Below are 20,634 nucleotides of genomic sequence, written 5' to 3'. Positions count from 1 at the left end.
ATGGCGTCCTTTGGCTTACGGCAGATCGAAGCCGAACTCGGCCAACAGCAAGGCGGTTTCATACACCGGCAGGCCCATCACGCCGGTGTAGCTGCCCGCGATGCGCTCGATGAAGACGCCGGCGCGGCCCTGGATGCCGTAGCCGCCGGCCTTGTCGAACGGTTCGCCGCTGTCGATGTAGCGCTGGATTTCAGCGTCGGACAGCTTCTTGAAATAAACGTCGGTGACCGAGGTCCGGACCAGCAGCTTGTCGCCGCGCCTGACCGCCACGCTGGTGATCGCCTGGTGGCTGCGGCCGGAGAAGGCCAGCAGCATGCGGCGGGCGTCGGCGGCGTCTTCCGGCTTGCCGAAGATTTCGCCGTCCTGGGTCACCGTGGTGTCGGCCGCCAAAAGCGGGCGCTCCGGCAGGCCGCAAGACGCCACCACTTGCCAGCCCGCCTCGGCCTTCTCGCGCGCCAGCCGCTCGGTGTAGGCGACGGCGTCTTCGCCAGGACGCACCGTTTCGTCGATGTCGGCGTGGATGCGCTCCAGATTCAGGCCAAGCTGCTCCAGGATCTCGCGCCGGCGCGGGCTGCCGGAGGCGAGATATATTCTATTGTCATTGGCGATCATGTCAGGCTGCTCGTTTGTTCTTTGGCTGCCGCCTAGGTTACCAGAGCGGCAGGCGGCCAACCATCTTTCCACCGCGACAGCCCGGCGCGTGCGCCGTGACGCGTCCGTGGATTCAAGCACTTGGCGCAGGGCGCGGATTGGTAAACATTTGTAAGCCGCGCGGGCGCAGGCCAGCGCGCGTTCATGCCATCAATCTTACCGATGATTTATTTTATGCAAATTGAGCATCAATAGACTGTTTTGGTATCATGGCTATTTTCCGCCAGCCGTCTCGCGCCATGCCGCATGCCCGCCTTAACGCCCATCACGCCAATTTAGCCACTGCCGTCGCCATTTTGTTGATCCTGTTCAACCCGCTGGGGATTGATCTTTACCTGCCGGCGTTGCCGCAGCTGCACAGCCAATTCCATGCCGACGCCTCGGCCAGCATCGGCGCCTTCGTGTTCAGCCTGGGCTTGGGCCAGCTGTTGTTCGGGCCGCTGGCGGACCGCATCGGCCGCCGCCCTGTAGCGCTGGGCGGCCTGCTGGTCTATGCCGCCGCCTCCGTGCTGGCCAGCCGCAGCGGCGCCTTGTCCGGTTTCATGCTGGCGCGCATGCTGCAGGGGCTGGGCGCCAGCGCCAGCGCGGTATGCGCCTTCACCCTGATCCGCGACTGCTACTCCGGCCACGCGGCCGCCCGCCGCTACAGCCTGCTCAACGGCACGCTCAGCATCGTGCCGGCGCTGGCGCCGTCCTTGGGCGGCTTGTTGATCCGGCAATACGGCTGGCCGTCCTGTTTCCAGCTGCTGGCGGCGCTGGCCCTGGCCGCCTTCGCCGTCCTGGCCTGGCGCATGCCGGAGACGCGTCCCGCCGCGCCGCCGCGGGCCGAGCGCATCGGCAGCGCCGATTTGCTGCGCCACCCGGAACTGCTGCGCTACGGCGCCTGCAGTTGCGCCGCGCTGGGCATGATATTGAGCTACGTCACACTGGCTCCCGGCGTGCTGATCGCCCGCGGCGGGATGGACGCTGCCGCCTTCGGTCTGCTGTTCGGCGCCAATGCCTTGTTGATCATGGCCGCCAGCTTCGCCAGCCTGCGGCTGATCGGCCGTTTTTCGCTGCAGGCGCTGCTGCACTGCGGGCTCAGCCTGATGGCCTTGGCCGGCTTGCTGCTGCTGGTGTTTTCCGGCCGCGGCGAAGCCTGGCATTACATGGGGCCGGTGGCGGTGTTGAGCGTGGGCTTCGCCTTCACCTTGGGGCCGGCCAGCAGCCTGGCGATGGCGCCGTTCAGCCATGCCGCCGGCCGCGCCGCCGCCTTGTTGGGCTGCAGCCAGATGCTGTTCGCCGCCGCGCTGTCGGCCGGACTGGCCGCCTTGCCGGTGCCGGGCGAGTGGGCGCTGGCCGGCGCGGCGCTGGTGCTGTCCGCCGGCTGCGCTCTGGCCTTGCGCCAGCCTGGGGTGCCGGCGCCGGCGGGCGCTTGACGATTTCCCGCAGGCGCTGCGGGAAATCAGGCCAACTGCCTGAATCGCTTGGGACATTTGCCGCGGCGCGAGTACAATCGCGGCTGTTCCAAGTTTTGGCAAATTCATGAGCACTCACATCCCGCGCAAGCGTTTCGGGCAGAACTTCCTGCAGGACGCCAGCGTCATCGCCGGCATCGTCCACGCGGTCAACCCGCAACCGGACGACATTGTCATTGAAATCGGCCCCGGCCTGGGCGCCATCACCAAACCGCTGCTGGCGCGTCTCAAGCACCTGCATGTGGTGGAAATCGACCGCGACATCATCGAGCGGCTCAAGGCCGAGCATCCAACCGACAAGCTGACCATCCACGCCGGCGACGCGCTGGCCTTCGATTTCGCCTCGGTCAGCCAACAGCCGCTGAAGATCGTCGGCAACCTGCCGTACAACATCTCCACGCCGCTGCTGTTCCACCTGGCCAGCTACGGCAACCGCGTGCTGGACATGCACTTCATGCTGCAGAAGGAAGTGATCGAGCGCATGGTGGCGGAGCCGTCCACCGCCGATTACGGCCGGCTCTCCGTCATGCTGCAGTACCGCTTCTACATGGAAAACATCCTGTTCGTGCCGCCGGAGGCGTTCTGGCCGCCGCCGAAGGTGGATTCCGCCGTGGTGCGGATGATCCCGGCGCCGGGCCGCTGCGGCGTGGCGCGCGATGAGGCGATGCTGGAAAAACTGGTGATCCAGGCCTTTGCCCAGCGCCGCAAGACGCTGCGCAACAATCTCAAGGGCCTGGTCGATGCGGCCGATCTGGAGGCGCTGGGCATCGATCCCGGCCTGCGTCCGGAGAACCTGCCGGTGGAGGACTATGTCCGCCTGGCTAACCATTTATCTGACAAAGGCATTCAGTCCTGACACAAACAAAAAATATCAGCATACTGTCAGACAATCGCTAAAAAGAAGATCAAGGCGCCGCCCAAGCGGCGCCGCCTCCCCCGCAAAGAGAGTCTATAAGGAGAAACTCCATGCATATCCGCACCTCCGTCATTGCCGGATGTACCTTGGCCGCACTGGCCTCCCTGCCTGCAGGCGCGGCCGAGCTGACCGGCACGCTGAAGAAGATCAAGGAATCCGGCGTGATCGTGCTGGGCAACCGCGATTCGTCCATCCCGTTCTCGTACTACGACAACAACCAGAAGCCGATCGGCTATTCGGTGGACCTCGCCAATAAAGTGGTGGACGAGGTCAAGAAAGAACTGAAGATGCCGAACCTGCAGGTGCGCTACAACCTGGTGACCTCGCAGACCCGCATCCCGCTGGTGCAGAACGGCACGGTGGACCTGGAGTGCGGCTCCACCACCAATAACGCTGAACGCGGCAAGCAGGTGGCGTTCTCGGTCGGCATCTTCGAGATCGGCACCCGCTTGCTGACGGCCAAGACCTCCGGCATCAAGGACTTTCCGGACCTGAAGGGCAAAAACGTGGTCACCACCGCCGGCACCACGTCCGAACGCCTGATCAAGGCGATGAACGCCAGCAAGAACCTGGGCATGAACGTGATCTCGGCCAAGGACCACGGCGAATCGTTCCTGATGCTGGAATCCGGCCGCGCCGCCGCCTTCATGATGGACGACGCGCTGTTGTACGGCGAAATGGCCAAGGCCAAGAACCCGGCCAATTGGACCGTGACCGGCAAGTCGCAGTCGTATGAAATCTACGGCTGCATGCTGCGCAAGGACGACCCGGCCTTCAAGAAGGTGGTGGACACCGCGCTGACCAATACCTTCAAGTCCGGCGAGATCAACAAGATCTACGCCAAGTGGTTCACCAGCCCGGTGCCGCCGAAAGGCCTGAACCTCAACTTCCCGATGTCCGACGAGCTGAAGGCGCTGTTGGCCAAGCCGACCGACAAGCCCGCCGAGTAAGCCGGCCTGGCCGCGGCTGCGGCCTTCGCCCTGAAGCTTTGAACGCCAAGCCGCCTGCCCAAGCAGGCGGCGGTTTCACCCTGCGCGGCCGTCTTGGGCCGGCAGGGGCATCAATCGCCGCGCCGTCTGACGACCGCGCGGCTGGGAGTGGTTGCCATGAATTATCACTGGGACTGGGGAATCTTCTTCAAACCTACCGGCGTCGGTAGCGAAATCTATCTCAATTGGTTTGCCAGCGGACTGTACTGGACGCTGGCGGTGGCGCTGAGCGGCTGGCTCATCGCGCTCGCCATCGGCACGGTGGTCGGCGTGGCGCGCACGCTGCCCACGCGCTGGCCGGCCGCGCTCGCCGCCGCTTATATCGATTTGTTCCGCAATGTGCCGTTGCTGGTGCAGCTGTTCATCTGGTATTTCCTGGTGCCGGACCTGCTGCCGGAGGGCGCGCAGGTCTGGTTCAAGCAGGACTTGTCGCCGACGACTTCGCAGTTCCTGTCGGTGGTCGTCTGCCTGGGCCTGTTCACCGCCGCCCGCGTGGCGGAACAGGTGCGCACCGGCATCGAAGCATTGCCTAAAGGTCAGCGCAACGCCGCCATGGCGATGGGCTTCTCGCAGGCGCAAACCTACCGCCACGTGCTGCTGCCGCAGGCGCTGCGCGTCATCATCCCGCCCTTGACCAGCGAGTTCCTGAACATCATCAAGAACTCGTCGGTGGCGTCGCTGATCGGGCTGATGGAGTTGCTGGCGCAAACCCGGCAGACCGCCGAGTATTCCGCGAATATCTTCGAGGCTTTCACCCTGGCCACCGTCATCTACTTCGTGCTCAATATGAGCCTGATGCTGCTGATGAACGGGCTGGAGAAACAGCTCAGGGTGCCCGGCATGATGGGAGGCAAATGATGGATTTCAGCCAAATCGTTCCCGCCTTGCCCGGACTGAGCCAAGGCATGCTGCTGACACTGAAGATGCTGGCCGGCGGCGTGATAGGCGGCGTGTTGCTTGGGATTGTGCTGGCGCTGGCGCGCTTATCCGACTTCAAACCGCTGTCGGCGCTGGCCACGGCCTACATCTATTACTTCCGCTCCATTCCGCTCTTGCTGGTGATCTCCTGGTTCTACCTGGCGGTGCCGCTGCTGTTGAACCGGATCACCGGCAGCCTGGAGCCGGTGGGCGCTTTCACCTCCTGCCTCACCGCCTTCGTGATGTTCGAGGCGGCGTATTTCGCCGAGATCGTCCGCGCCGGCATCCAGGCGATACCGAAAGGCCAGCCCAATGCCGCCTACGCGCTGGGCATGCGCTACCACCAGGTGATGGCGCTGATCGTGCTGCCGCAGGCGCTGCGCAAGATGCTGCCGCTGCTCTTGCAGCAGTCCATCATCCTGTTCCAGGATACGTCTCTGGTATACGCTGTCGGACTGATGGATTTTCTGAATACCTCCCGCTCCAAGGGCGACATCGTCGGCCTGCCGCACGAATTCCTGATATTCGCCGGCGTGGTCTACTTCGTAATCAGTTTTAGCGCTTCGCGTTTGGTGAAGCGCCTGCAACAAAGGTTGGCTGTATGACTGCAATGATTTCGCTGAACAAGGTCAGCAAATGGTATGGCGACTTCCAGGTGCTGACCGACTGCACCACCGAGGTCGCCAAGGGCGAGGTAGTGGTGGTGTGCGGGCCGTCCGGCTCCGGCAAATCCACCCTGATCAAGTGCGTCAACGCGCTGGAGCCGTTCCAGCAGGGCGAGATCGTCGTCGACGGCATCTCGGTGGGCGATCCTAAAACCGACCTGCCCAAGCTGCGTAGCCGCGTAGGCATGGTGTTCCAGCACTTCGAGCTGTTCCCGCACCTGTCCATCACCGAGAACCTGGCCATCGCCCAGGTCAAGGTGCTGGGCCGCAGCCGGGACGAGGCGGCGGACAAGGGCCTGAAGCTGCTGGACCGCGTCGGCCTGCGCGCCCACGCCGACAAGCACCCCGGCCAGCTGTCCGGCGGCCAGCAGCAGCGCGTGGCCATCGCCCGCGCGCTGGCGATGGACCCCATCGCCATGCTGTTCGACGAGCCGACCTCCGCGCTCGACCCGGAAATGATCAACGAAGTGCTGGATGTGATGAGCGAGCTGGCGCACGAGGGCATGACCATGATGTGCGTGACGCACGAGATGGGCTTCGCCCGCCGCGTGGCCGACCGCGTGATCTTCATGGACCAGGGCCGCATCGTCGAGGATTGCAAGAAAGACGAATTCTTCGGCAATCTGGATGCCCGCAGCGAGCGCGCGCGGCAGTTCCTGTCGAAAATCCTGCAGCATTGATCCGGTTTTCCGGCCAGACCCAAGCCCGCGCCTTGGCGCGGGCTTTTTGCATCGGCACCGCCTGCGGGCGCGCCATGAAAATGGCAAAGCGCTGAAAACTGCCTTTTTGCAACAGCCAAACTCATCGGGCAACAACAAAAACCATGTCATTCGCAATTACCGGATACGATTGCTGAAAACATTTCCAAGCAAAACCACCGTGAAGAAACTGACCGCTCTGTTGCTGTTCGTTCTGTCCGCCTCGGCGCTGGCCGCCGCGCAGGCTAAGCCGCAAGCGCTGGTTTTCGCCTACAACGCATTCGCCCCCTGGAAAACATTCGACAGCCAAGGCCAGCCGGCCGGGCCGTACACCGATATCGTGCGCGAGCTGGCGCGGCGCATGCATCTCTCGCTGCATTTCCTGCCCTGCCCGCTGTCGCGCTGTCTGGCCGCCATGCAGAATGGCAAGGCAGACCTGATGATAGGCGTGCAGAACACGCCGCAGCGGGCGCGCTATCTGGACTTCCTGGAGCCGCCGTTCGCCAACGACAACCGGCTGGCGTTTTACCAACGCAGCGGCGACAGCCGCGACATCAGCCATTACGCCGACCTGCTGCCGCTGACGGTGGGCGTGGTGGAAGGCGTGCAGTACCAGCCGCAATTCGACGCCGATGGCCGCATCCGCCGCGACGCCGGGCCGACGGTGGAATCGAGCTTCCGCAAGCTGGTGGCCGGCCGCGTCGACGTGCTGATAGACAATGAGCAGCAAAGCGCGCTGCTGGCGTCCACCGAGGAATTCGCCGGCCGGGTGCAGCGCGCGCGGCTGACGCTGGACAATCCCCATCCCAACCGGCTGGCCCTGGCGCGCCATTCGCCATTGCAGCCGGAAAAAGCCGAATTTGAACACGCGCTGCGCGCCATGCTGGCCGACGGCACCATCTCCCGCCTGCTGGCTTTCGAACGCGCCCGGATTCGCTAGCAAAAATCCGTACTGGCCGCGCGCGGTGGCGGCTGGCATAGTAGGGTCTTTGCACGATCACCAGTGGGACGCAACGCCATGCAAGACCAACACGCCTGGTCCGGCCGCTTTTCCGAGCCGGTTTCCGAACTCGTCAAGCACTACACCGCCTCCATCGGCTTCGACTACCGCCTGGCCGAGGTGGACATCGAAGGCTCGCTGGCGCACGCCGCGATGCTGAATCGATCCGGCGTGCTCAGCGACGCCGATCTGGATGCGATCCGACGAGGCATGGCCGACATCCGCACCGAAATCCGCGCCGGCCAGATGGAGTGGAGCGTCGATCTGGAAGACGTGCACATGAACATCGAGCGCCGGCTGACCGACCGCATCGGCGACGCCGGCAAGCGCCTGCACACCGGCCGCAGTCGCAACGACCAGGTCGCCACCGACATCCGGCTGTGGCTGCGCGGCGAGATCGACGCCACCGTCGGCCTGCTGGCGGAGCTGCAGCAGAGCCTGCTGGATCTGGCCGAGCGGCACGCCGACACCGTGATGCCCGGCTTCACCCATCTGCAGGTGGCGCAGCCGGTGACCTTCGGCCACCACCTGCTGGCCTATGTGGAAATGCTGGCGCGCGACGCCGAACGGATGCTGGACTGCCGCAAGCGCGTCAACCGCCTGCCGCTGGGCGCGGCGGCGCTGGCCGGCACCACCTATCCGATAGACCGCCACTACACCGCCAGCCTGCTGGGTTTCGACGACGTCTGCCACAACTCGCTGGACGCGGTGTCCGACCGCGACTTCGCCATCGAATTCACCGCCGCCGCCAGTCTGGCCATGCTCCACCTGTCGCGGCTGTCGGAAGAACTGATCCTGTGGATGAGCCCGCGCGTCGGCTTCATCGACATCGCCGACCGCTTCTGCACTGGCTCGTCCATCATGCCGCAGAAGAAGAACCCGGACGTGCCGGAGCTGGTGCGAGGCAAGTCCGGCCGCGTCGTCGGCCACCTAATCGCGCTGATCACGCTGATGAAGGCGCAGCCCCTGGCTTACAACAAGGACAATCAGGAAGACAAGGAGCCGCTGTTCGACACCGTGGACACGCTGCAGACCACGCTGCGCATCTACGCCGACATGATGCGCGGCGTGACGGTGAAGCCGGAGGCGATGCGCGCGGCCGTGCTGCAGGGTTACGCCACCGCCACCGACCTGGCCGACTACCTGGTGAAAAAAGGCCTGCCCTTCCGCGACAGCCACGAAGTGGTGGCGCTGGCGGTGCGCCATGCCGAACAGCAGGGCGTCGATCTGTCCGAGCTGGCGCTGCCGGTGCTGCAGGGCTTCAGTGCGCTGATCGCCGAAGATGTCTATACCGTATTGACGCCGGAAGGCAGTTTGGCGCAGCGCGACCACGTCGGCGGGACCGCGCCGACCCAGGTAAGAACGCAGATCGCACGCCACCGCGCACGGCTGGCATAAGCCCGCCCCGCGTCCGCCAAACCCTCCGCCCGGAGGGTTTTTGCATTTCTGGTTTAATATAAAACGCTTATTTAAAACCAAATTGCGGCGGACCAGGCCTTGAGGACGGGGGGTCCTGTCGCGGAGACGCGATGAATCCCTTGCATCCACGCCGCCAGCACCGCGTGTCGCATCTGCTGGCCAGCCTGCTGGTCAGCGCGCTGCCCTTGCTGGCCATCATTCCCACCCTGATATGGCAGGAAAAGCAGGACCTGCGGCGCCAGGCCGAGCAACAGGTGACGCAGGCCCAAATCCAGCTGGACGAAATTCTCGGACAAGCAGAGCTGGCAAGCCGCGCCATTCTACCGCTGGCTGGCGCACCCTGCGCTGATGCCGAACAGGAGCTGCGCCGCCAGGCCGCCATCGTGCCCTTCGTGCGCAGTACCGCATTGCTGCGCGATGATGCAATCTATTGCACCTCGATTTTGGGCGCTGTACCGCATCCCAAGCCCTATCGCACGCCATTCGTCGCCGGCACCTTGCGGCTGCTGCCCGGCAACCGCACCACGCCCGATGTGCCGGTGCTGCATTTCCGTCTGCACGGCGAGCATGGCGATGCGCTATCGGCAGTGGACGGCCGTTACCTGCAACTCGCCTTGCAGGACGCCAGCGACGAGGGCCCGGTCTACCTAATCGTGGGCGCGCGCTGGCTGGGCCCGCATAAAACCGGCGAGGGCCAGCCGCCGCACCCCACCCAGATCCAGGCGCAGCGACGGTCCGCGCGCTACCCGTATTCGGTTTCCACCGGCTACGTGCTGCCCGCCGGTCACTGGGTGCTGTGGCAACATCATGCCGCGCTGCTATTGGTGGTGGCGGCGTTGAGCTTGTTGGCCGGCGGCACACTGTATCGGCTGCTAGGGCGGCCGGCCTCGCCCACCGAGGAGCTGCTGCGCGCGCTGGACAACGAGGAATTCGAAGGCTTCCTGCAGCCCATCGTCCGGCCCAGGCAAGCCGGCTGGCTGGGAGCGGAGGTATTGATGCGCTGGCGCCATCCGCGCGAAGGCTTGATCCGTCCCGACCTGTTCATCCCGCGCGCCGAGGAGAGCGGGATGATCGTACCGATGACGCGCAGCATGATGAACCGGCTGCTGCGGCAACTGGCCGCGCTGCGGCTGCCGGACGGTTTCCATCTGGGGCTGAACATCAGCCGCGCCCATCTGGACGATCCGCGCTTCTACAGCGACTGCGAGAGCTGGCAGCAAACGCTGGCCGGCTGCGGCGCGACGCTGACGCTGGAGCTGACCGAACGCGAGATCATCGCCATCACGCCGGAAGTGGAGGCCTTGTTCCGCCAGCTGCATGCCTTGGGCGTCACGATCGCGCTGGACGATTTCGGCACCGGCCACTCCAGCCTGGTTTACCTGCAGCAGCTGGCGGTGGACGGACTGAAGATAGACCAGAGCTTCGTCGCCGGCATCGGCAGCGACGGGCTGTCGGCCCACATCGTGGACAGCGTGGCCGAACTGGCGGCCAAACTGGGCCTGGATACGGTGGCGGAAGGAGTGGAAACCGCCGAGCAGTTCGACTACCTGTGCCAGCTCGGCGTCGGCTGGCTGCAGGGCTACTACATCGCCAAACCGATGCCGCTGGATGCCTTCATCCGCCGGCTGCGCGCCGGCGACACCTGGAACGGTTATGGGACATTGTCATTTTAATGGCTGATGCGTAGACTGCCCCGATTGGCGCCGGCATGCGGCGCCGTCAGACTGGCAGAATCATGACAGCAAAAACCATAGGCATCGCCGGCGTGACCGTGCCCGGCGCCGTCGATTGCCTCTCCAAGATCCATCGTCTGTGCGCAGACCGCTTCCCCACCCATCACCACCCGCGCTTTGTGCTGGACCAGCCGGACTTCGGCATCGTGCACCAGGCCCAGGACGACGACCGCTGGGACAAGGTGGCCGACTCCATCGTCGGCTCGCTGCAACGCCTGGCCGGCGCCGGCGCCGAACTGGCGGTGATCCCGGCCAACACCGTGCACTTGGCGGTGGACGACATCCGCGCCCGCTCGCCCATCCCGCTGATCAGCATGCTAGACGTGGTGGCCGACGCCTGCGCGGCGCGCGGCCTGAAACGAGTGGCGATACTCGGCACGCGCTGGACCATGGCGCGCCGGTTGTACCAAGCGCCGCTCGCCGCCCGCGGCATAGCAGAAATGATCCCCGACGAAGCGCAGCAGGCCATCATCCAGCGCGCGATTTTCTCCGAACTGGTGCCCACCGGCCGCGCCAGCGACGAAACGCTGGCCGCGCTGCTGCAAGTGGTGCAGTCCATGCAGGCCCAGGGTTGCGACGGCGTGGCGCTGGCCTGCACCGAACTGCCCTTGGTGCTGAACGACGCCAATTGCGGCATGCCGGCCATCGATACCACGCTTACTCTGGCTGAAGCGGCCTTGAATGCCGCCTGCGCTTAATCCGGCAGCGCCGCGCGGCGGTATTCGCCCGGCGGCATCCCGGTCAGCCGCTTGAACGCGCGCTGGAAGGCGGCGTCGCTGTCGTAGCCGACGCGCGCCGCCACTTCGGCAAGGTGGTGATCACGCACTAACCCGCACACTGGCGCGAGGGCATCGCCTACGCGCCGGTCGGTATCGGCGCCGGGAATCACGCCAAGTCCCTTGCCCAAGCGCGAGCAGCCAGTCTTGCGCCAGAACGCACATGCGGCTTTTTTTGCATCCTGCATTTGCTATTGCGGGGACAAATATGTTACTAAAGTAACGTGATTTTCGATTCCGAATAGTTATGAGCCGCTCTCCACGTCACGACAAGATTCTGCAACTGGTCCGCGAAAACGGCTTCATGCCGATCGAAGAGCTGGCCCGTCTGCTCGATGTCACGCCGCAAACGATACGCCGCGACATCAACCAGCTGTGCGAAGCCAACCTGCTGCGCCGCTATCACGGCGGCGCCGCGCTGGGCAACAGCGTGGAGAACGAGGACTACTTTGCTCGCAAAGGAAAGTTCCAGAGCGAAAAAGCCCATATCGCGGACATGATCGCCCGCAGCATCCCGGACCACGCCTCGCTGTTCATGAGCATAGGCACCACCATTGAAGCGGTGGCGCAGGCGCTGACGGCCACCCACAAGGGGCTGCGCGTCATCACCAACAACATCCACGTCGCCTCCATCATGTCCACCAACCCGGACTTCACCGCGATGATCACCTCCGGCACGGTGCGCGCGTCCGACGGCGGCATCACCGGCGTGGCGACGCTGGACTTCATCAACCAGTTCAAGGTGGACTACGCCATCATCGGCGTCTCCGGCATCGAGCCGGACGGCTCGCTGCTGGACTTCGACTACCGCGAGGTGCGCGTGGCGCAGGCGATGATGAACAACGCCCGCCACCGCTACCTGGCCGCCGACCACAGCAAGTTCGGCCGCAACGCGCTGGTGCGCATGGGCCACATCAGCGAATTCCACACCGTATTCACCGATGCCGCGCCGCCGGAGCCGGTCACCAAGCTGCTGGAAGAGCACAACGTCAGGCTGGTGCTGTCCGAGGCCTGAGCCGCCTCATCCCTCCCCGTTTATTGAAACCCGGCCGCTGGCCGGGTTTTTCATTTTCAGCGCGCCGCCGCCACGCTAGGGGCTAGCACAGGTTCGCCAACGGCGATACCCGCGACAACCTTAGCCTCCGCTCAGCCCGCAAACACATGCGCCGCCATATAGTCGATGAAGACGCGCAACCTTGGCGGCATGGCCGGCGTGGCGGGCCAGAGCAGATACAGATTGCCGCTGCGCCGCACCTGCGGCGTTTCCAGCGCCACCAGCGCGCCTGAGGCCAGCTCGCGGCGGATGGAGAAGTCGGGCAGGCAAGCGATGCCCAGGCCGCGCGCCGCCAGCTCGATCAGCGCCTCGCCGGTATTGCAGCTGGCGCTGATCGGATGTTCTGCCTCCTCGCCCGGAGCCAACACCAGCGGCCACGGCAGCAGCTTGCCGCTGCTGGGAAAGCGGTAATGCAGGCAGCGATGATGGGCCAGGTCGGCAGCGGCGGCCGGCGCGCCGTATTCCGCCAGATAGCCCGGCGCGGCGACCAGCCGCATGCGGTAGCCGCCCAGCCGCCGCCCGGCCAGCCGAGAATCGCCCGGCTCGCCGCCGCGCACCACCACGTCGAAACCTTCGCCGATCACATCCACCAGCCGATCGCTGTAGTCCAGGTCTAAGGCCACCTGCGGATACGCGCGCATGAAGCCGGCCAAATGCGGCGTCAGCAAGCTGCTTTCGTGCGGCACTCCCACTTTCAGCCTGCCGCTGGGCGCGGCCAGGCCTTGCTGCAACTCGCGCTCGGCGGCATCCACCTCATCCAGGATGCGCTGGCAGCGCGCCAGATACTGCTGACCCTCGGCGGTCAGCGCCAGCCGCCGGGTGCTGCGGTGAACCAGCCGCACGCCCAACCGCTGCTCCAGCCGCAGCAATCCCTTGCCCACCGCCGACGCCGACAGGCCCAGCTGCCGTCCGGCCGCCACCAGGCTGCCCTGGCGCGCCACCTGGACGAACAGCTCGATTCCGTTCATTTTTTCCATTGAACTATCCATTACGGAATTTTGTTCCGCTTTAAATGGCATGCTAAATCATTTATTCGTCATGAGGCGGCCTTTAGCATGGTTCCACCAACACTTTCTGGAGTGGAATCATGTCTATCGCTTTATCTGTCGCCCTCGACAAGGCGCGGCTAGACAGCGTATTGGAACTCGCCTTGGCCGAAGGCCGGCTGGTGGGCGCTGAGGCGCTGCTGTCCGTGCGCGGCCGCGTGGCCTATCACCGCGCCGCCGGCTGGAGCGACCGCGAGGCGGGCCTGCCGATGCGGCCCAACAGCCTGTTCCGACTGGCCTCGCTCAGCAAACTCTACACCAGCGCCGCCGTCATCCGCCTGGCGGCGCAAGGCGCGCTGCGGCTGGATGCCGCTGTCAGCGACTACCTGCCTGACTTCACCCCGCTCTTGGCCGATGGCAGCCAGCCGCTCATCACCCTGCGCCAGCTGCTGACCCACACCGCCGGACTGGGCTATGGCTTTCTGGAGCCGGCCGGCGGCGGCGCTTACCGCGCGGCCGGCGTCTCGGATGGCTTGGACCACACGGAACTGAGCCTAGAGGAAAACCTGCGCCGCCTGGCTGCGCAGACGCTGTGGCAAACACCCGGCCAGGGCTGGATCTACTCCCTGGCCACCGATGTGTTGGGCGGCGTGCTGCAAGCGGCGACGGGCCTGCCACTGCCGGAGGTGATCCGCCGCGAGGTGAGCGCGCCGCTGGGCCTGGCCGATACCGACTTCCACGCCGTCGATCCAGCCCGGCTGGGCGCGGCTTATGCCGAAACCGATGGCGGGCCGCAAAGAATGGGCGCATCGCATCTTCTGGCCCTGTTGCCGGAGCTGGCCGGCATCGCCTTCGCCCCGGAGCGGGCGCTGGATAAGCAAGCCTATCCCTCCGGCGGGGCAGGCATGGTCGGCACCGCCGCGGACTTCCTCACGTTGTTGGAAGCGCTGCGCGGAGAACGGGATGATTGGCTGCCCAAAGACTGGCGCGAGGAAATGCTGCGCGAGCAGATCGCCGGCATCGACATGGAAGGCTGGCCGGGCTGGGGTCACAGCCTGGGCGGCGCGATATTGCGCGACCCCGTCGCCGCCGGCTTGCCGGCCAGCCGCGGCAGCTGGCGCTGGCTGGGCGCTTACGGCCATAGCTGGCTGGTGGATCCGGCGCGCGGCATCAGCTTCGTCGTCTGCACCAATACCGCCGAGGAAGGCTCGATGGGCGCATTCAGCCAAGAGTGGCTGCATGCCGTCTATGCCGCGCTGGATCTGGACAGGAGGGCCGCCTGATGCCCGCCGCCATCTATCTGCTCAGCCTGTGCATTTTCGCCATGGCCACTTCGGAATTCATGGTGGCCGGCATGATGCCGTCGCTGGCGGCCGCGTTTCACATCTCGCTGGCCGAGGTGGGCAATCTGGTGTCCGCCTTTGCCGCCAGCGTGGTGGTGGGCGGGCCGCTACTGACCTTGCGGCTGCGCGCGGTGCGGCGCAAACCGGCCTTGCTGGGCCTGCTGGCGCTGTTTCTGCTGGGCCAGCTGATAGGTGCCGCCGCCGACAGCTATGCCCAAATGCTGGCCTCGCGCATCGTCTGCGGCGTGGCGCAATCGGCCTTCTTCGGCGTGGCCTTGGCCTTGGCCGGAGAACTGGTGGGCATGGACCGCATCGCCCGCGCCGCAGGCCTGGTGCTCAATGGCTTGATGCTGGCGTCTGTCGCCGGCCTGCCCATGGCGACGCTGCTGGATCAGCGCTGGGGCTGGCGCGTGTCCTTCTGGCTGGTGGCGGCCCTGGTTGGCTTGGCCATGCTGGGCATCGCCGTCCTGACGCCGGCCGGCGCGAAGCCGGCGCGGCAAGGCGCAGCCGAGGAAATCCGCGCGCTGGCCAAGCCGGCCTTATGGGCGGCCTATCTTTCCAGCGCGCTGATCATCGGCTCGGTATTCGCCGTCTTCACCTATCTTGCCCCCCTGTTCCAACAAGTCAGCGGCTTCTCCGCCGCCCTGGCGCCTGCGCTGTTTGGCGTCTACGGCGTGGCCACCGTATTGGGCAATCTGGTGACCGGAAGACTGGCCGACCGCCATACCCGCCGCGTGCTGCAAGGCGGCATTCTGACGCTGCTGGCGGTGATGCTGGCGCTGGCCCTGGGCGCGCAATGGCAGGTGCTGACCGTGGCGGCGGTGTTCCTGCTGGGCGCGGCCGGCCTGCCGATGAACCCAGCCATGGTGGCGCGGGTGGTACGGGCCGGAGGCAGCGGCGCGATGACAAACAGCCTGCACATGTCGGTGATCAATCTCGGCCTGATGTTCGGCGCCTGGGCGGGCGGCCTGTGCCTAGACGCCGGCTGGGGCCTGCGCGCGCCCTTGTGGCTGGGCGCGGCGCTGGCCTTGCTGGCTTGGCTCAGTTTGAGCCTGGATAGAGGCGGCGACAGCTGGCAGGCCAAGACCCGACCGGCGGAGGTGTCCGTTTGATGGCAGTTGGTTAATGGGTACGCCGTGAGCGGCGGATCACCCCGTGAACGGGGCATCCGCCCTACGCGAAACCATCAACCGTAGGGCGGAATCCCGGCCAAGCGGGGAGTTCCGCCAAGCCACGCTCATCTTGGCAATATCCGGGGCGGCCAGCCTAAGCCTGGATAGGAGGGGCTACAGTTGGCAGGCCACCGCCAGCTCGCCCGGCCGACCCAGGTAGAAGCCCTGGTACAGTTCGACACCGAGCGCGCGCATCGCTTCCAGCTGCTCGGCGGTTTCCACGCCTTCCACCAGCATGCGGCTACCGATCTGCCAACCCGATTCCAGCAGCGCCGGCAGCTTTTTGGTTTCGCCCGCCATGTACTCGTGCAGCAGGCTGGGATGGAGCTTGATGATGTCCGGCGACAATTCGGTCACCTTGCCGTGAGGGGCCTCCGCCGCGCCGAAATCATCGACCGCCGTGCCGAAACCCATTTCCGCGGCATGGCGCAAACCGACCAGCAGGGCTTGGCCGTGGTGCTCCAACTCGCGCGCCGGCACTTCGAAAATCACCCCGCCGCAATCCAGCTCCACGCTTTGCAGCAGATTTTTCAGCAGGGGCAGGTGGGTGCGGCCGCGATGGTCTTCCTGCACCGTCGCCGCCAATAAGTTCAGCGTCAGGCAGCTTTCCTGCCGGCTCTGGGCAAAATTGCGGACATGGATCAGCCGCGCCAGGGTGTCGGCCAGTTGCGCCCGCTCCGGGGGCAGGCCGGCCAGGAAACGGTCCGGCGCCTGCCATTCGCCGCCTTCGTCCACCACCCGCAGCAGCGCCTCATAGCCGAACAGGCTGCCGCCTTTATAGAAAATCGGCTGAAACACGCTGAGAAAACGATAGCCATCCAGGCTGGCGCAATAGCGGCCCGAGGCATCGCGGAACAGCGTGCCGCTTTGGGCGGAAAAAGAGGGTTCCATGCCGCCCCTCCAGTTGGACGCGATGCTTCAGCATAGCAATGCCGAAAATACTTATCAGTGCTATTCGGCGATATGCAATTGCGTGCCGGCTTCCTGCATCAGGCGGGCGATGGCCGGCGGCACCGGCTTGTCGGTGAACAGCGCGGCGATCTGGGACAGCCGGCCCAACTCCACCAGCGCGGGGCGGTCGAACTTGCTGTGGTCGGCCGCCAGGAACACTTGGCGCGACTGCTGGATGATGGCCTCGGTGGTGCGCACTTCGCGGTAGTCGTAGTCGCGCAGTGTGCCGTCGGATTCGATGCTGGACACGCCGATGATGCCGTAATCGACTCGGAACTGGCGGATCATCTGCACCGTCGCCTCGCCAGTCAGGCCGCGGTCGCGCTTCCTGAGCGAGCCGCCCAGCACGATGACCTCGCAGTCCGGGTAGTCGCACATCTGCTCAGCCACGTGCAGATTGTTGGTGATGACCCGCAAACCGCGGTGGCGGTGCAGCGCCTTGGCCACTTCCTCGGTGGTGGTGCCCAGGTTGATGAACAGCGAGGCGTTGTCCGGGATGTGCCGCGCCAAGCAGGCGGCGATGCGGCGCTTTTCCTCTATGCACAGCACCTGGCGCGCCTGGTAGGCGACGTTCTCCACGCTGGACAGCACGCTGGCGCCGCCGTGGTAGCGCTGCAGCTGCTGATGCTCGGCCAGCAAGGTGATGTCGCGGCGTATGGTCTGCCGGGTGACTTCGAAGTATTCGGCCAGCTTCTCCACGCTGACATAGCTTTCGCGCCTGACCATGTCCAGCAGCTCTTGTTGTCTTTGATTCAGGATCAGCATGCTTGTGGTTTCTCCCCTTTGCCGGCGATTGTAAGCGATTTGCTCTAATCCAGCAGCGCGGCCACGGCATCGGCGATGGCCAGGCAGCTGGTGAGGCCGGGCGATTCGATCCCAAACAGGTTGACCAAGCCCTTCGCGCCGTGGCGCGCCGGCCCCTGAATGACAAAATCCGCGTCCGGCTGTCCCGGCCCGGCGATCTTGGCGCGGATGCCGGCGTAGCCGGGCGACAGCGCGCCGTCCGGCAGCTGCGGCCACCAGGCGCGCACCGCGCGGTAGAAGGCGTCGGCGCGCGCCGGATCGACGCGGTAATCGACGCCGTCCACCCATTCCACATCCGGGCCGAAGCGCGCCTGGCCGGCGAGGTCCAAGGTCAAATGGCTGCCCAGGCCGCCGGCTTCCGGCAGCGGATAGATCAGCCGCGAGAACGGCGCGCGGCCCTGCAGCGAGAAATACACGCCGCGCGCGTAATGGGCCTGCGGAATCGCAGCGGCGGGCAGGCCGGCGATGGCGCGTGCGACATCGGGCGCGAACAGGCCGGCTGCATTGACCACGCGCTCGGCCAGCAGCTCCAGGCCGGCCACGCGCAGCACGACGCCGTCCGGCGTGACCGCGCCGCTCTCCACCGGCGATGCCAGCGCCAGCTGCGCGCCGGCGGCTGCGGCGTCGCCCAGCAGCGACAACATCAGGGCGTGGCTGTCTATGATGCCGGTGGACGGCGACAGCAGGGCGGCGGCGCAATCGAGCGCCGGCTCCAACGCGCGGGCCTCTCTGGCGGACAGCCGCTGGATATCCGCCACGCCGTTGGCTCGCGCCTGCGCCTCCAGGGCATCCAGCCTGGCCAGCTGCCCGTCGCGGCTGGCGACGATCAGCTTGCCCAGCCGCGCATGCGGAATGGCGCGCTCGGCGCAGTAACGGTAGAGCAGGTCGCGCCCGGCCACGCACAGCCTGGCCTTCAGGCTGCCGGCCGGATAATACAGGCCGGCGTGGATCACCTCGCTGTTGCGGCTGGAGGCGTGCTGGCCGATGGCCCGCTCCGCCTCGACGATCACCACCTCGCGCCCGGCCTCGGCCAGCGCCTTGGCGACGGCCAGGCCAACCACGCCGGCGCCGATGACCACGCTATCGATTCTGTCCATCGTGTTGCCTCAGTCGATGGCGCGCCGCAAGGCGACGCGATTGCGGAAACCGGCCGCCGCCTCGGCGCGCAGCCGCGCCGCCAGTTGGCTGCCGGCGGCGGGCGCATCATCTTGAAAGCCATGGCGGCGATAGAACGGCGCATTCCACGGCAGATGGGCAAAGGTGGTCAGCGTGACGGCGGCGCAGCCGCGGCGCGCGGCCTCGGCCAATACTTGCCGCAACAGCGCCGCGCCCAATCCGCGCCGCGCGTGGTCCGGGTCCACGTCCATCTCGGCCAGATGCAGCTGGCCATCGACGATCTCCGCCAGGGCGAAGCCGGCCACGCGCCCTTCGTCCTCCGCCACCCACAACAGGCCGTCAAGCTGCGCGCCGGCCAGCGCTTCGGCCGGCAGCGCCGCGCCGCGCAAAGCCGGCGGCAGATCGGATTCCGGAAACAACGCGGCGGCACGGCGCTCGATGTCGGCCAGCAAGGGCAGGTCGGCCACGCGGGCCGGCCGGATGGCGATGCAGGTGTCTAGCATGTCTTCCTCAGTTGTTCGGTGGCCAATTGCCCCAGGCGGACGATGGCCTGCTGTTGCGCCGCGTCCCAGGGCTGGCCGAAGTTCAGGCGCAGGCAATGGCGGAAGCGCGGCTCGGCCGAGAACAGCATGCCCGGCGCGAAGCTGATCGATTCCTGCAGCGCCGCTTCCAGCAACCGGCCGCTGTCCAAGCCTTCCGGTCCTTCCACCCACAACAACAGCCCGCCCTGCGGCCGCCTGAGCGTGGTGCCGCGCGGGAAGGCCGCCAGCACCGCGTCGGCCACCTGTTCCATCTGCCGCGCCAGCAGTCGGCGCAGGCGCTGGCTGATGCGGGCGTAGTCGCCGCTGGCCAAGAGATCGGTCAGCGTGCCCAGCAGCAAGGCCGGGCTGACCAGGCTGCTGCTGGCGCGTAGCCGCTCCAAGGCCGCGTGGTGGCGGCCGCCGGACAGCCAACCCAGGCGGAACGACGGCGCCAGGCTCTTGGTGAACGAGGCGCAGTAGATCACGTCGCCGTCGCGGTCCCAGGCTTTCAGCGGCGTCGGCCGCGCCTCGCCGAAATACAGTTCGCCGAACACGTCGTCCTCGATGATGGCGACGCCATGGCGGCGCGCCAGCGCCAGCAGCCGTTTCTTGTTGTCGTCCGGCATGCGCGCGCCGGTGGGGTTCTGGTAATTGGTCACCGTCACCAGGCAGCGCACCGGCGGGCCGTACTGCAGCGCGAATTCCAAGGCCTCCAGTGACAGGCCGGCGTCGGGTGTGCAGGGAATTTCCAGCGCCTTCAGTCCCAGCGCCGCCAGCGTCTGCAGCAGGCCGAAGTACACCGGCGTCTCCACCGCCACCGTGTCGCCGGGCCGGGTCAAATGGCGCAAGGCCAGGCTGATGCCCTCGGTGATGCCGTTGCAGAACAGGATCTCATCCGTCTTCACCTCCATCTGCCAGGCGGCCGCCATCTGCTTGAGCAAGCCGCACAGCCGCTCATGCTGGGCCGCGGGCAGATAGGCGCCGATCAGCTCCGGCCGCTGCAGCAGGGCGTTCTGCAGCCGCCGCGCCAGCTCGGCCGACGGGTACAGGCTGTGGTGGGCCTCCGCCATGTGCAGCTGCACCGCCACGTCCGAGGCCGACAGCGCCACCAGTTGCGACATGCGGCTGTCCACGTCCACCAGCGTGGCCGGCGACGGCAATGCGCGGGCGGGCGGTTGACCGGCGGAACGAACAGGCAGCGCGGCGAAGAAACCGGCGCGCGGCCGCGCCACCACCCGCTGCTTTTGTTCCAGCCAGCGGTAGGCGGCCAGCGCGGTCAGGCTGTTGACGCCGTGGCTGGCGGCCAGCTGCCGCACCGAGGGCAGTTTGCTGCCGGGCGGGAATTCGCCGGCGTCCATTCTGGCCGCCAATTGGCGGGCGATGTCTTGGTAGATCGCTTCCATGCAGCTGTTATATCAAACAGATTGCGCCGCATACAAACTGTTTACCAGGCTTGTGGGAGGAA

Annotated in this window: 21 protein-coding genes; 13 read left to right on the top strand and 8 right to left on the bottom strand. The window is 66.1% G+C overall.

Annotated elements, in window-relative coordinates; all coding sequences use genetic code 11:
* Positions 1-15: 15 nt before the first annotated feature.
* Positions 16-612 carry a Maf family protein gene (locus tag BI343_RS18200; protein WP_071110775.1) on the bottom strand — a complete coding sequence of 199 codons (597 nt, stop codon included), beginning with the start codon at positions 610-612 and terminating at the stop codon, positions 16-18.
* 248 nt (positions 613-860) lie between these two features.
* On the opposite strand from BI343_RS18200, the gene BI343_RS18195 reads away from it, so the two are divergent.
* From BI343_RS18195 to BI343_RS18150, 10 genes are all read left to right on the top strand, one after another.
* Positions 861-2,069 carry a Bcr/CflA family efflux MFS transporter gene (locus BI343_RS18195; protein WP_083341064.1) on the top strand — a complete coding sequence of 403 codons (1,209 nt, stop codon included), beginning with the start codon at positions 861-863 and terminating at the stop codon, positions 2,067-2,069.
* A 106-nt stretch (positions 2,070-2,175) separates the two neighbouring features.
* The gene (gene rsmA, locus BI343_RS18190; protein ID WP_071110774.1) at positions 2,176-2,964 is read left to right on the top strand and encodes a 16S rRNA (adenine(1518)-N(6)/adenine(1519)-N(6))-dimethyltransferase RsmA; all 789 of its coding nucleotides are present in this window, start codon (positions 2,176-2,178) and stop codon (positions 2,962-2,964) included.
* A gap of 110 nt (positions 2,965-3,074) precedes the next feature.
* Positions 3,075-3,974 carry a glutamate/aspartate ABC transporter substrate-binding protein gene (locus tag BI343_RS18185; RefSeq protein ID WP_071110773.1) on the top strand — a complete coding sequence of 300 codons (900 nt, stop codon included), beginning with the start codon at positions 3,075-3,077 and terminating at the stop codon, positions 3,972-3,974.
* 156 nt (positions 3,975-4,130) lie between these two features.
* Positions 4,131-4,871 (top strand): amino acid ABC transporter permease, encoded by a 741-nt coding sequence (locus BI343_RS18180; RefSeq protein WP_043627748.1) that lies wholly within the window; start codon positions 4,131-4,133, stop codon positions 4,869-4,871.
* On the top strand, positions 4,871-5,536 hold the full coding sequence (locus BI343_RS18175) for an amino acid ABC transporter permease (protein ID WP_071110811.1): 666 nt from the start codon (positions 4,871-4,873) through the stop codon (positions 5,534-5,536). The genes BI343_RS18180 and BI343_RS18175 overlap by 1 nt, the downstream gene beginning before the upstream one ends.
* A 5-nt stretch (positions 5,537-5,541) precedes the next feature.
* Positions 5,542-6,276, top strand: coding sequence for an amino acid ABC transporter ATP-binding protein (locus tag BI343_RS18170; protein WP_043627751.1), 735 nt, complete (start codon positions 5,542-5,544; stop codon positions 6,274-6,276).
* A 199-nt stretch (positions 6,277-6,475) separates the two neighbouring features.
* Entirely contained in the window at positions 6,476-7,234 is a 759-nt protein-coding gene (locus BI343_RS18165; protein ID WP_169829045.1) for a substrate-binding periplasmic protein, read from the top strand.
* A 78-nt stretch (positions 7,235-7,312) separates the two neighbouring features.
* Complete coding sequence (argH, locus tag BI343_RS18160) at positions 7,313-8,692, top strand: argininosuccinate lyase (protein ID WP_071110771.1); 1,380 nt, start codon at positions 7,313-7,315, stop codon at positions 8,690-8,692.
* A 131-nt stretch (positions 8,693-8,823) separates the two neighbouring features.
* On the top strand, positions 8,824-10,386 hold the full coding sequence (locus BI343_RS18155) for an EAL domain-containing protein (RefSeq protein WP_071110770.1): 1,563 nt from the start codon (positions 8,824-8,826) through the stop codon (positions 10,384-10,386).
* Between the two features lie 62 nt (positions 10,387-10,448).
* A complete protein-coding gene (locus tag BI343_RS18150; RefSeq protein WP_071110769.1) occupies positions 10,449-11,144 on the top strand; it encodes an aspartate/glutamate racemase family protein in 696 nt (231 codons plus the stop codon).
* On the opposite strand, the gene BI343_RS18145 is transcribed toward BI343_RS18150, so the two are convergent.
* The gene (locus BI343_RS18145) at positions 11,141-11,410 is read right to left on the bottom strand and encodes a helix-turn-helix domain-containing protein (RefSeq protein WP_043627758.1); all 270 of its coding nucleotides are present in this window, start codon (positions 11,408-11,410) and stop codon (positions 11,141-11,143) included. The genes BI343_RS18150 and BI343_RS18145 overlap by 4 nt on opposite strands.
* A 59-nt stretch (positions 11,411-11,469) precedes the next feature.
* Here BI343_RS18145 and BI343_RS18140 point away from each other — a divergent pair, with 59 nt between their 5' ends.
* Positions 11,470-12,237: a DeoR/GlpR family DNA-binding transcription regulator gene (locus BI343_RS18140; protein ID WP_043613317.1), complete on the top strand. Its 768-nt coding sequence runs from the start codon at positions 11,470-11,472 to the stop codon at positions 12,235-12,237.
* Between the two features lie 131 nt (positions 12,238-12,368).
* Here the strand turns inward: BI343_RS18140 and BI343_RS18135 are convergent, their stop codons facing one another.
* A complete protein-coding gene (locus BI343_RS18135; protein WP_071110768.1) occupies positions 12,369-13,253 on the bottom strand; it encodes a LysR family transcriptional regulator in 885 nt (294 codons plus the stop codon).
* Positions 13,254-13,363: 110 nt separating this feature from the next.
* On the opposite strand from BI343_RS18135, the gene BI343_RS18130 reads away from it, so the two are divergent.
* Together BI343_RS18130 and BI343_RS18125 are read left to right on the top strand one after the other, a co-directional pair.
* Entirely contained in the window at positions 13,364-14,545 is a 1,182-nt protein-coding gene (locus BI343_RS18130; protein WP_071110767.1) for a serine hydrolase domain-containing protein, read from the top strand.
* Positions 14,545-15,717 carry an MFS transporter gene (locus BI343_RS18125; protein WP_071110766.1) on the top strand — a complete coding sequence of 391 codons (1,173 nt, stop codon included), beginning with the start codon at positions 14,545-14,547 and terminating at the stop codon, positions 15,715-15,717. The genes BI343_RS18130 and BI343_RS18125 overlap by 1 nt, the downstream gene beginning before the upstream one ends.
* Before the next feature lie 174 nt (positions 15,718-15,891).
* Here BI343_RS18125 and BI343_RS18120 read toward each other — a convergent pair whose 3' ends face one another.
* Genes BI343_RS18120 through BI343_RS18100 form a run of 5 tightly spaced genes read right to left on the bottom strand, consistent with a single transcriptional unit; the run spans position 15,892 to position 20,572 of the window.
* Positions 15,892-16,668 carry an EAL domain-containing protein gene (locus tag BI343_RS18120; RefSeq protein WP_071110765.1) on the bottom strand — a complete coding sequence of 259 codons (777 nt, stop codon included), beginning with the start codon at positions 16,666-16,668 and terminating at the stop codon, positions 15,892-15,894.
* Between the two features lie 60 nt (positions 16,669-16,728).
* Positions 16,729-17,493 (bottom strand): DeoR/GlpR family DNA-binding transcription regulator, encoded by a 765-nt coding sequence (locus BI343_RS18115; protein WP_043624839.1) that lies wholly within the window; start codon positions 17,491-17,493, stop codon positions 16,729-16,731.
* A gap of 44 nt (positions 17,494-17,537) precedes the next feature.
* A complete protein-coding gene (locus BI343_RS18110; protein WP_071110764.1) occupies positions 17,538-18,629 on the bottom strand; it encodes an NAD(P)/FAD-dependent oxidoreductase in 1,092 nt (363 codons plus the stop codon).
* A gap of 9 nt (positions 18,630-18,638) precedes the next feature.
* Positions 18,639-19,151 (bottom strand): GNAT family N-acetyltransferase, encoded by a 513-nt coding sequence (locus BI343_RS18105; protein ID WP_071110763.1) that lies wholly within the window; start codon positions 19,149-19,151, stop codon positions 18,639-18,641.
* Entirely contained in the window at positions 19,145-20,572 is a 1,428-nt protein-coding gene (locus tag BI343_RS18100; RefSeq protein ID WP_071110762.1) for an aminotransferase-like domain-containing protein, read from the bottom strand. Before BI343_RS18100 ends, BI343_RS18105 begins: the two co-directional genes overlap by 7 nt.
* Positions 20,573-20,634: the final 62 nt, after the last annotated feature.

Source organism: Chromobacterium amazonense, assembly GCF_001855565.1.
In the GTDB taxonomy this organism is placed as follows: domain Bacteria; phylum Pseudomonadota; class Gammaproteobacteria; order Burkholderiales; family Chromobacteriaceae; genus Chromobacterium; species Chromobacterium amazonense.
Note: the sequence above shows the minus strand (reverse complement) of the source record. Positions and strands in the feature narration are given on the sequence as shown.

Coding starts and splice junctions, on each gene's coding strand:
- BI343_RS18200 (WP_071110775.1), bottom strand. CDS start 612: ATGATCGCCAATGACAATAGAATATATCTCGCCTCCGGCAGCCCGCGC.
- BI343_RS18195 (WP_083341064.1), top strand. CDS start 861: ATGGCTATTTTCCGCCAGCCGTCTCGCGCCATGCCGCATGCCCGCCTT.
- rsmA (WP_071110774.1), top strand. CDS start 2,176: ATGAGCACTCACATCCCGCGCAAGCGTTTCGGGCAGAACTTCCTGCAG.
- BI343_RS18185 (WP_071110773.1), top strand. CDS start 3,075: ATGCATATCCGCACCTCCGTCATTGCCGGATGTACCTTGGCCGCACTG.
- BI343_RS18180 (WP_043627748.1), top strand. CDS start 4,131: ATGAATTATCACTGGGACTGGGGAATCTTCTTCAAACCTACCGGCGTC.
- BI343_RS18175 (WP_071110811.1), top strand. CDS start 4,871: ATGGATTTCAGCCAAATCGTTCCCGCCTTGCCCGGACTGAGCCAAGGC.
- BI343_RS18170 (WP_043627751.1), top strand. CDS start 5,542: ATGATTTCGCTGAACAAGGTCAGCAAATGGTATGGCGACTTCCAGGTG.
- argH (WP_071110771.1), top strand. CDS start 7,313: ATGCAAGACCAACACGCCTGGTCCGGCCGCTTTTCCGAGCCGGTTTCC.
- BI343_RS18155 (WP_071110770.1), top strand. CDS start 8,824: ATGAATCCCTTGCATCCACGCCGCCAGCACCGCGTGTCGCATCTGCTG.
- BI343_RS18150 (WP_071110769.1), top strand. CDS start 10,449: ATGACAGCAAAAACCATAGGCATCGCCGGCGTGACCGTGCCCGGCGCC.
- BI343_RS18145 (WP_043627758.1), bottom strand. CDS start 11,410: ATGCAGGATGCAAAAAAAGCCGCATGTGCGTTCTGGCGCAAGACTGGC.
- BI343_RS18140 (WP_043613317.1), top strand. CDS start 11,470: ATGAGCCGCTCTCCACGTCACGACAAGATTCTGCAACTGGTCCGCGAA.
- BI343_RS18135 (WP_071110768.1), bottom strand. CDS start 13,253: ATGGAAAAAATGAACGGAATCGAGCTGTTCGTCCAGGTGGCGCGCCAG.
- BI343_RS18130 (WP_071110767.1), top strand. CDS start 13,364: ATGTCTATCGCTTTATCTGTCGCCCTCGACAAGGCGCGGCTAGACAGC.
- BI343_RS18125 (WP_071110766.1), top strand. CDS start 14,545: ATGCCCGCCGCCATCTATCTGCTCAGCCTGTGCATTTTCGCCATGGCC.
- BI343_RS18120 (WP_071110765.1), bottom strand. CDS start 16,668: ATGGAACCCTCTTTTTCCGCCCAAAGCGGCACGCTGTTCCGCGATGCC.
- BI343_RS18115 (WP_043624839.1), bottom strand. CDS start 17,493: ATGCTGATCCTGAATCAAAGACAACAAGAGCTGCTGGACATGGTCAGG.
- BI343_RS18110 (WP_071110764.1), bottom strand. CDS start 18,629: ATGGACAGAATCGATAGCGTGGTCATCGGCGCCGGCGTGGTTGGCCTG.
- BI343_RS18105 (WP_071110763.1), bottom strand. CDS start 19,151: ATGCTAGACACCTGCATCGCCATCCGGCCGGCCCGCGTGGCCGACCTG.
- BI343_RS18100 (WP_071110762.1), bottom strand. CDS start 20,572: ATGGAAGCGATCTACCAAGACATCGCCCGCCAATTGGCGGCCAGAATG.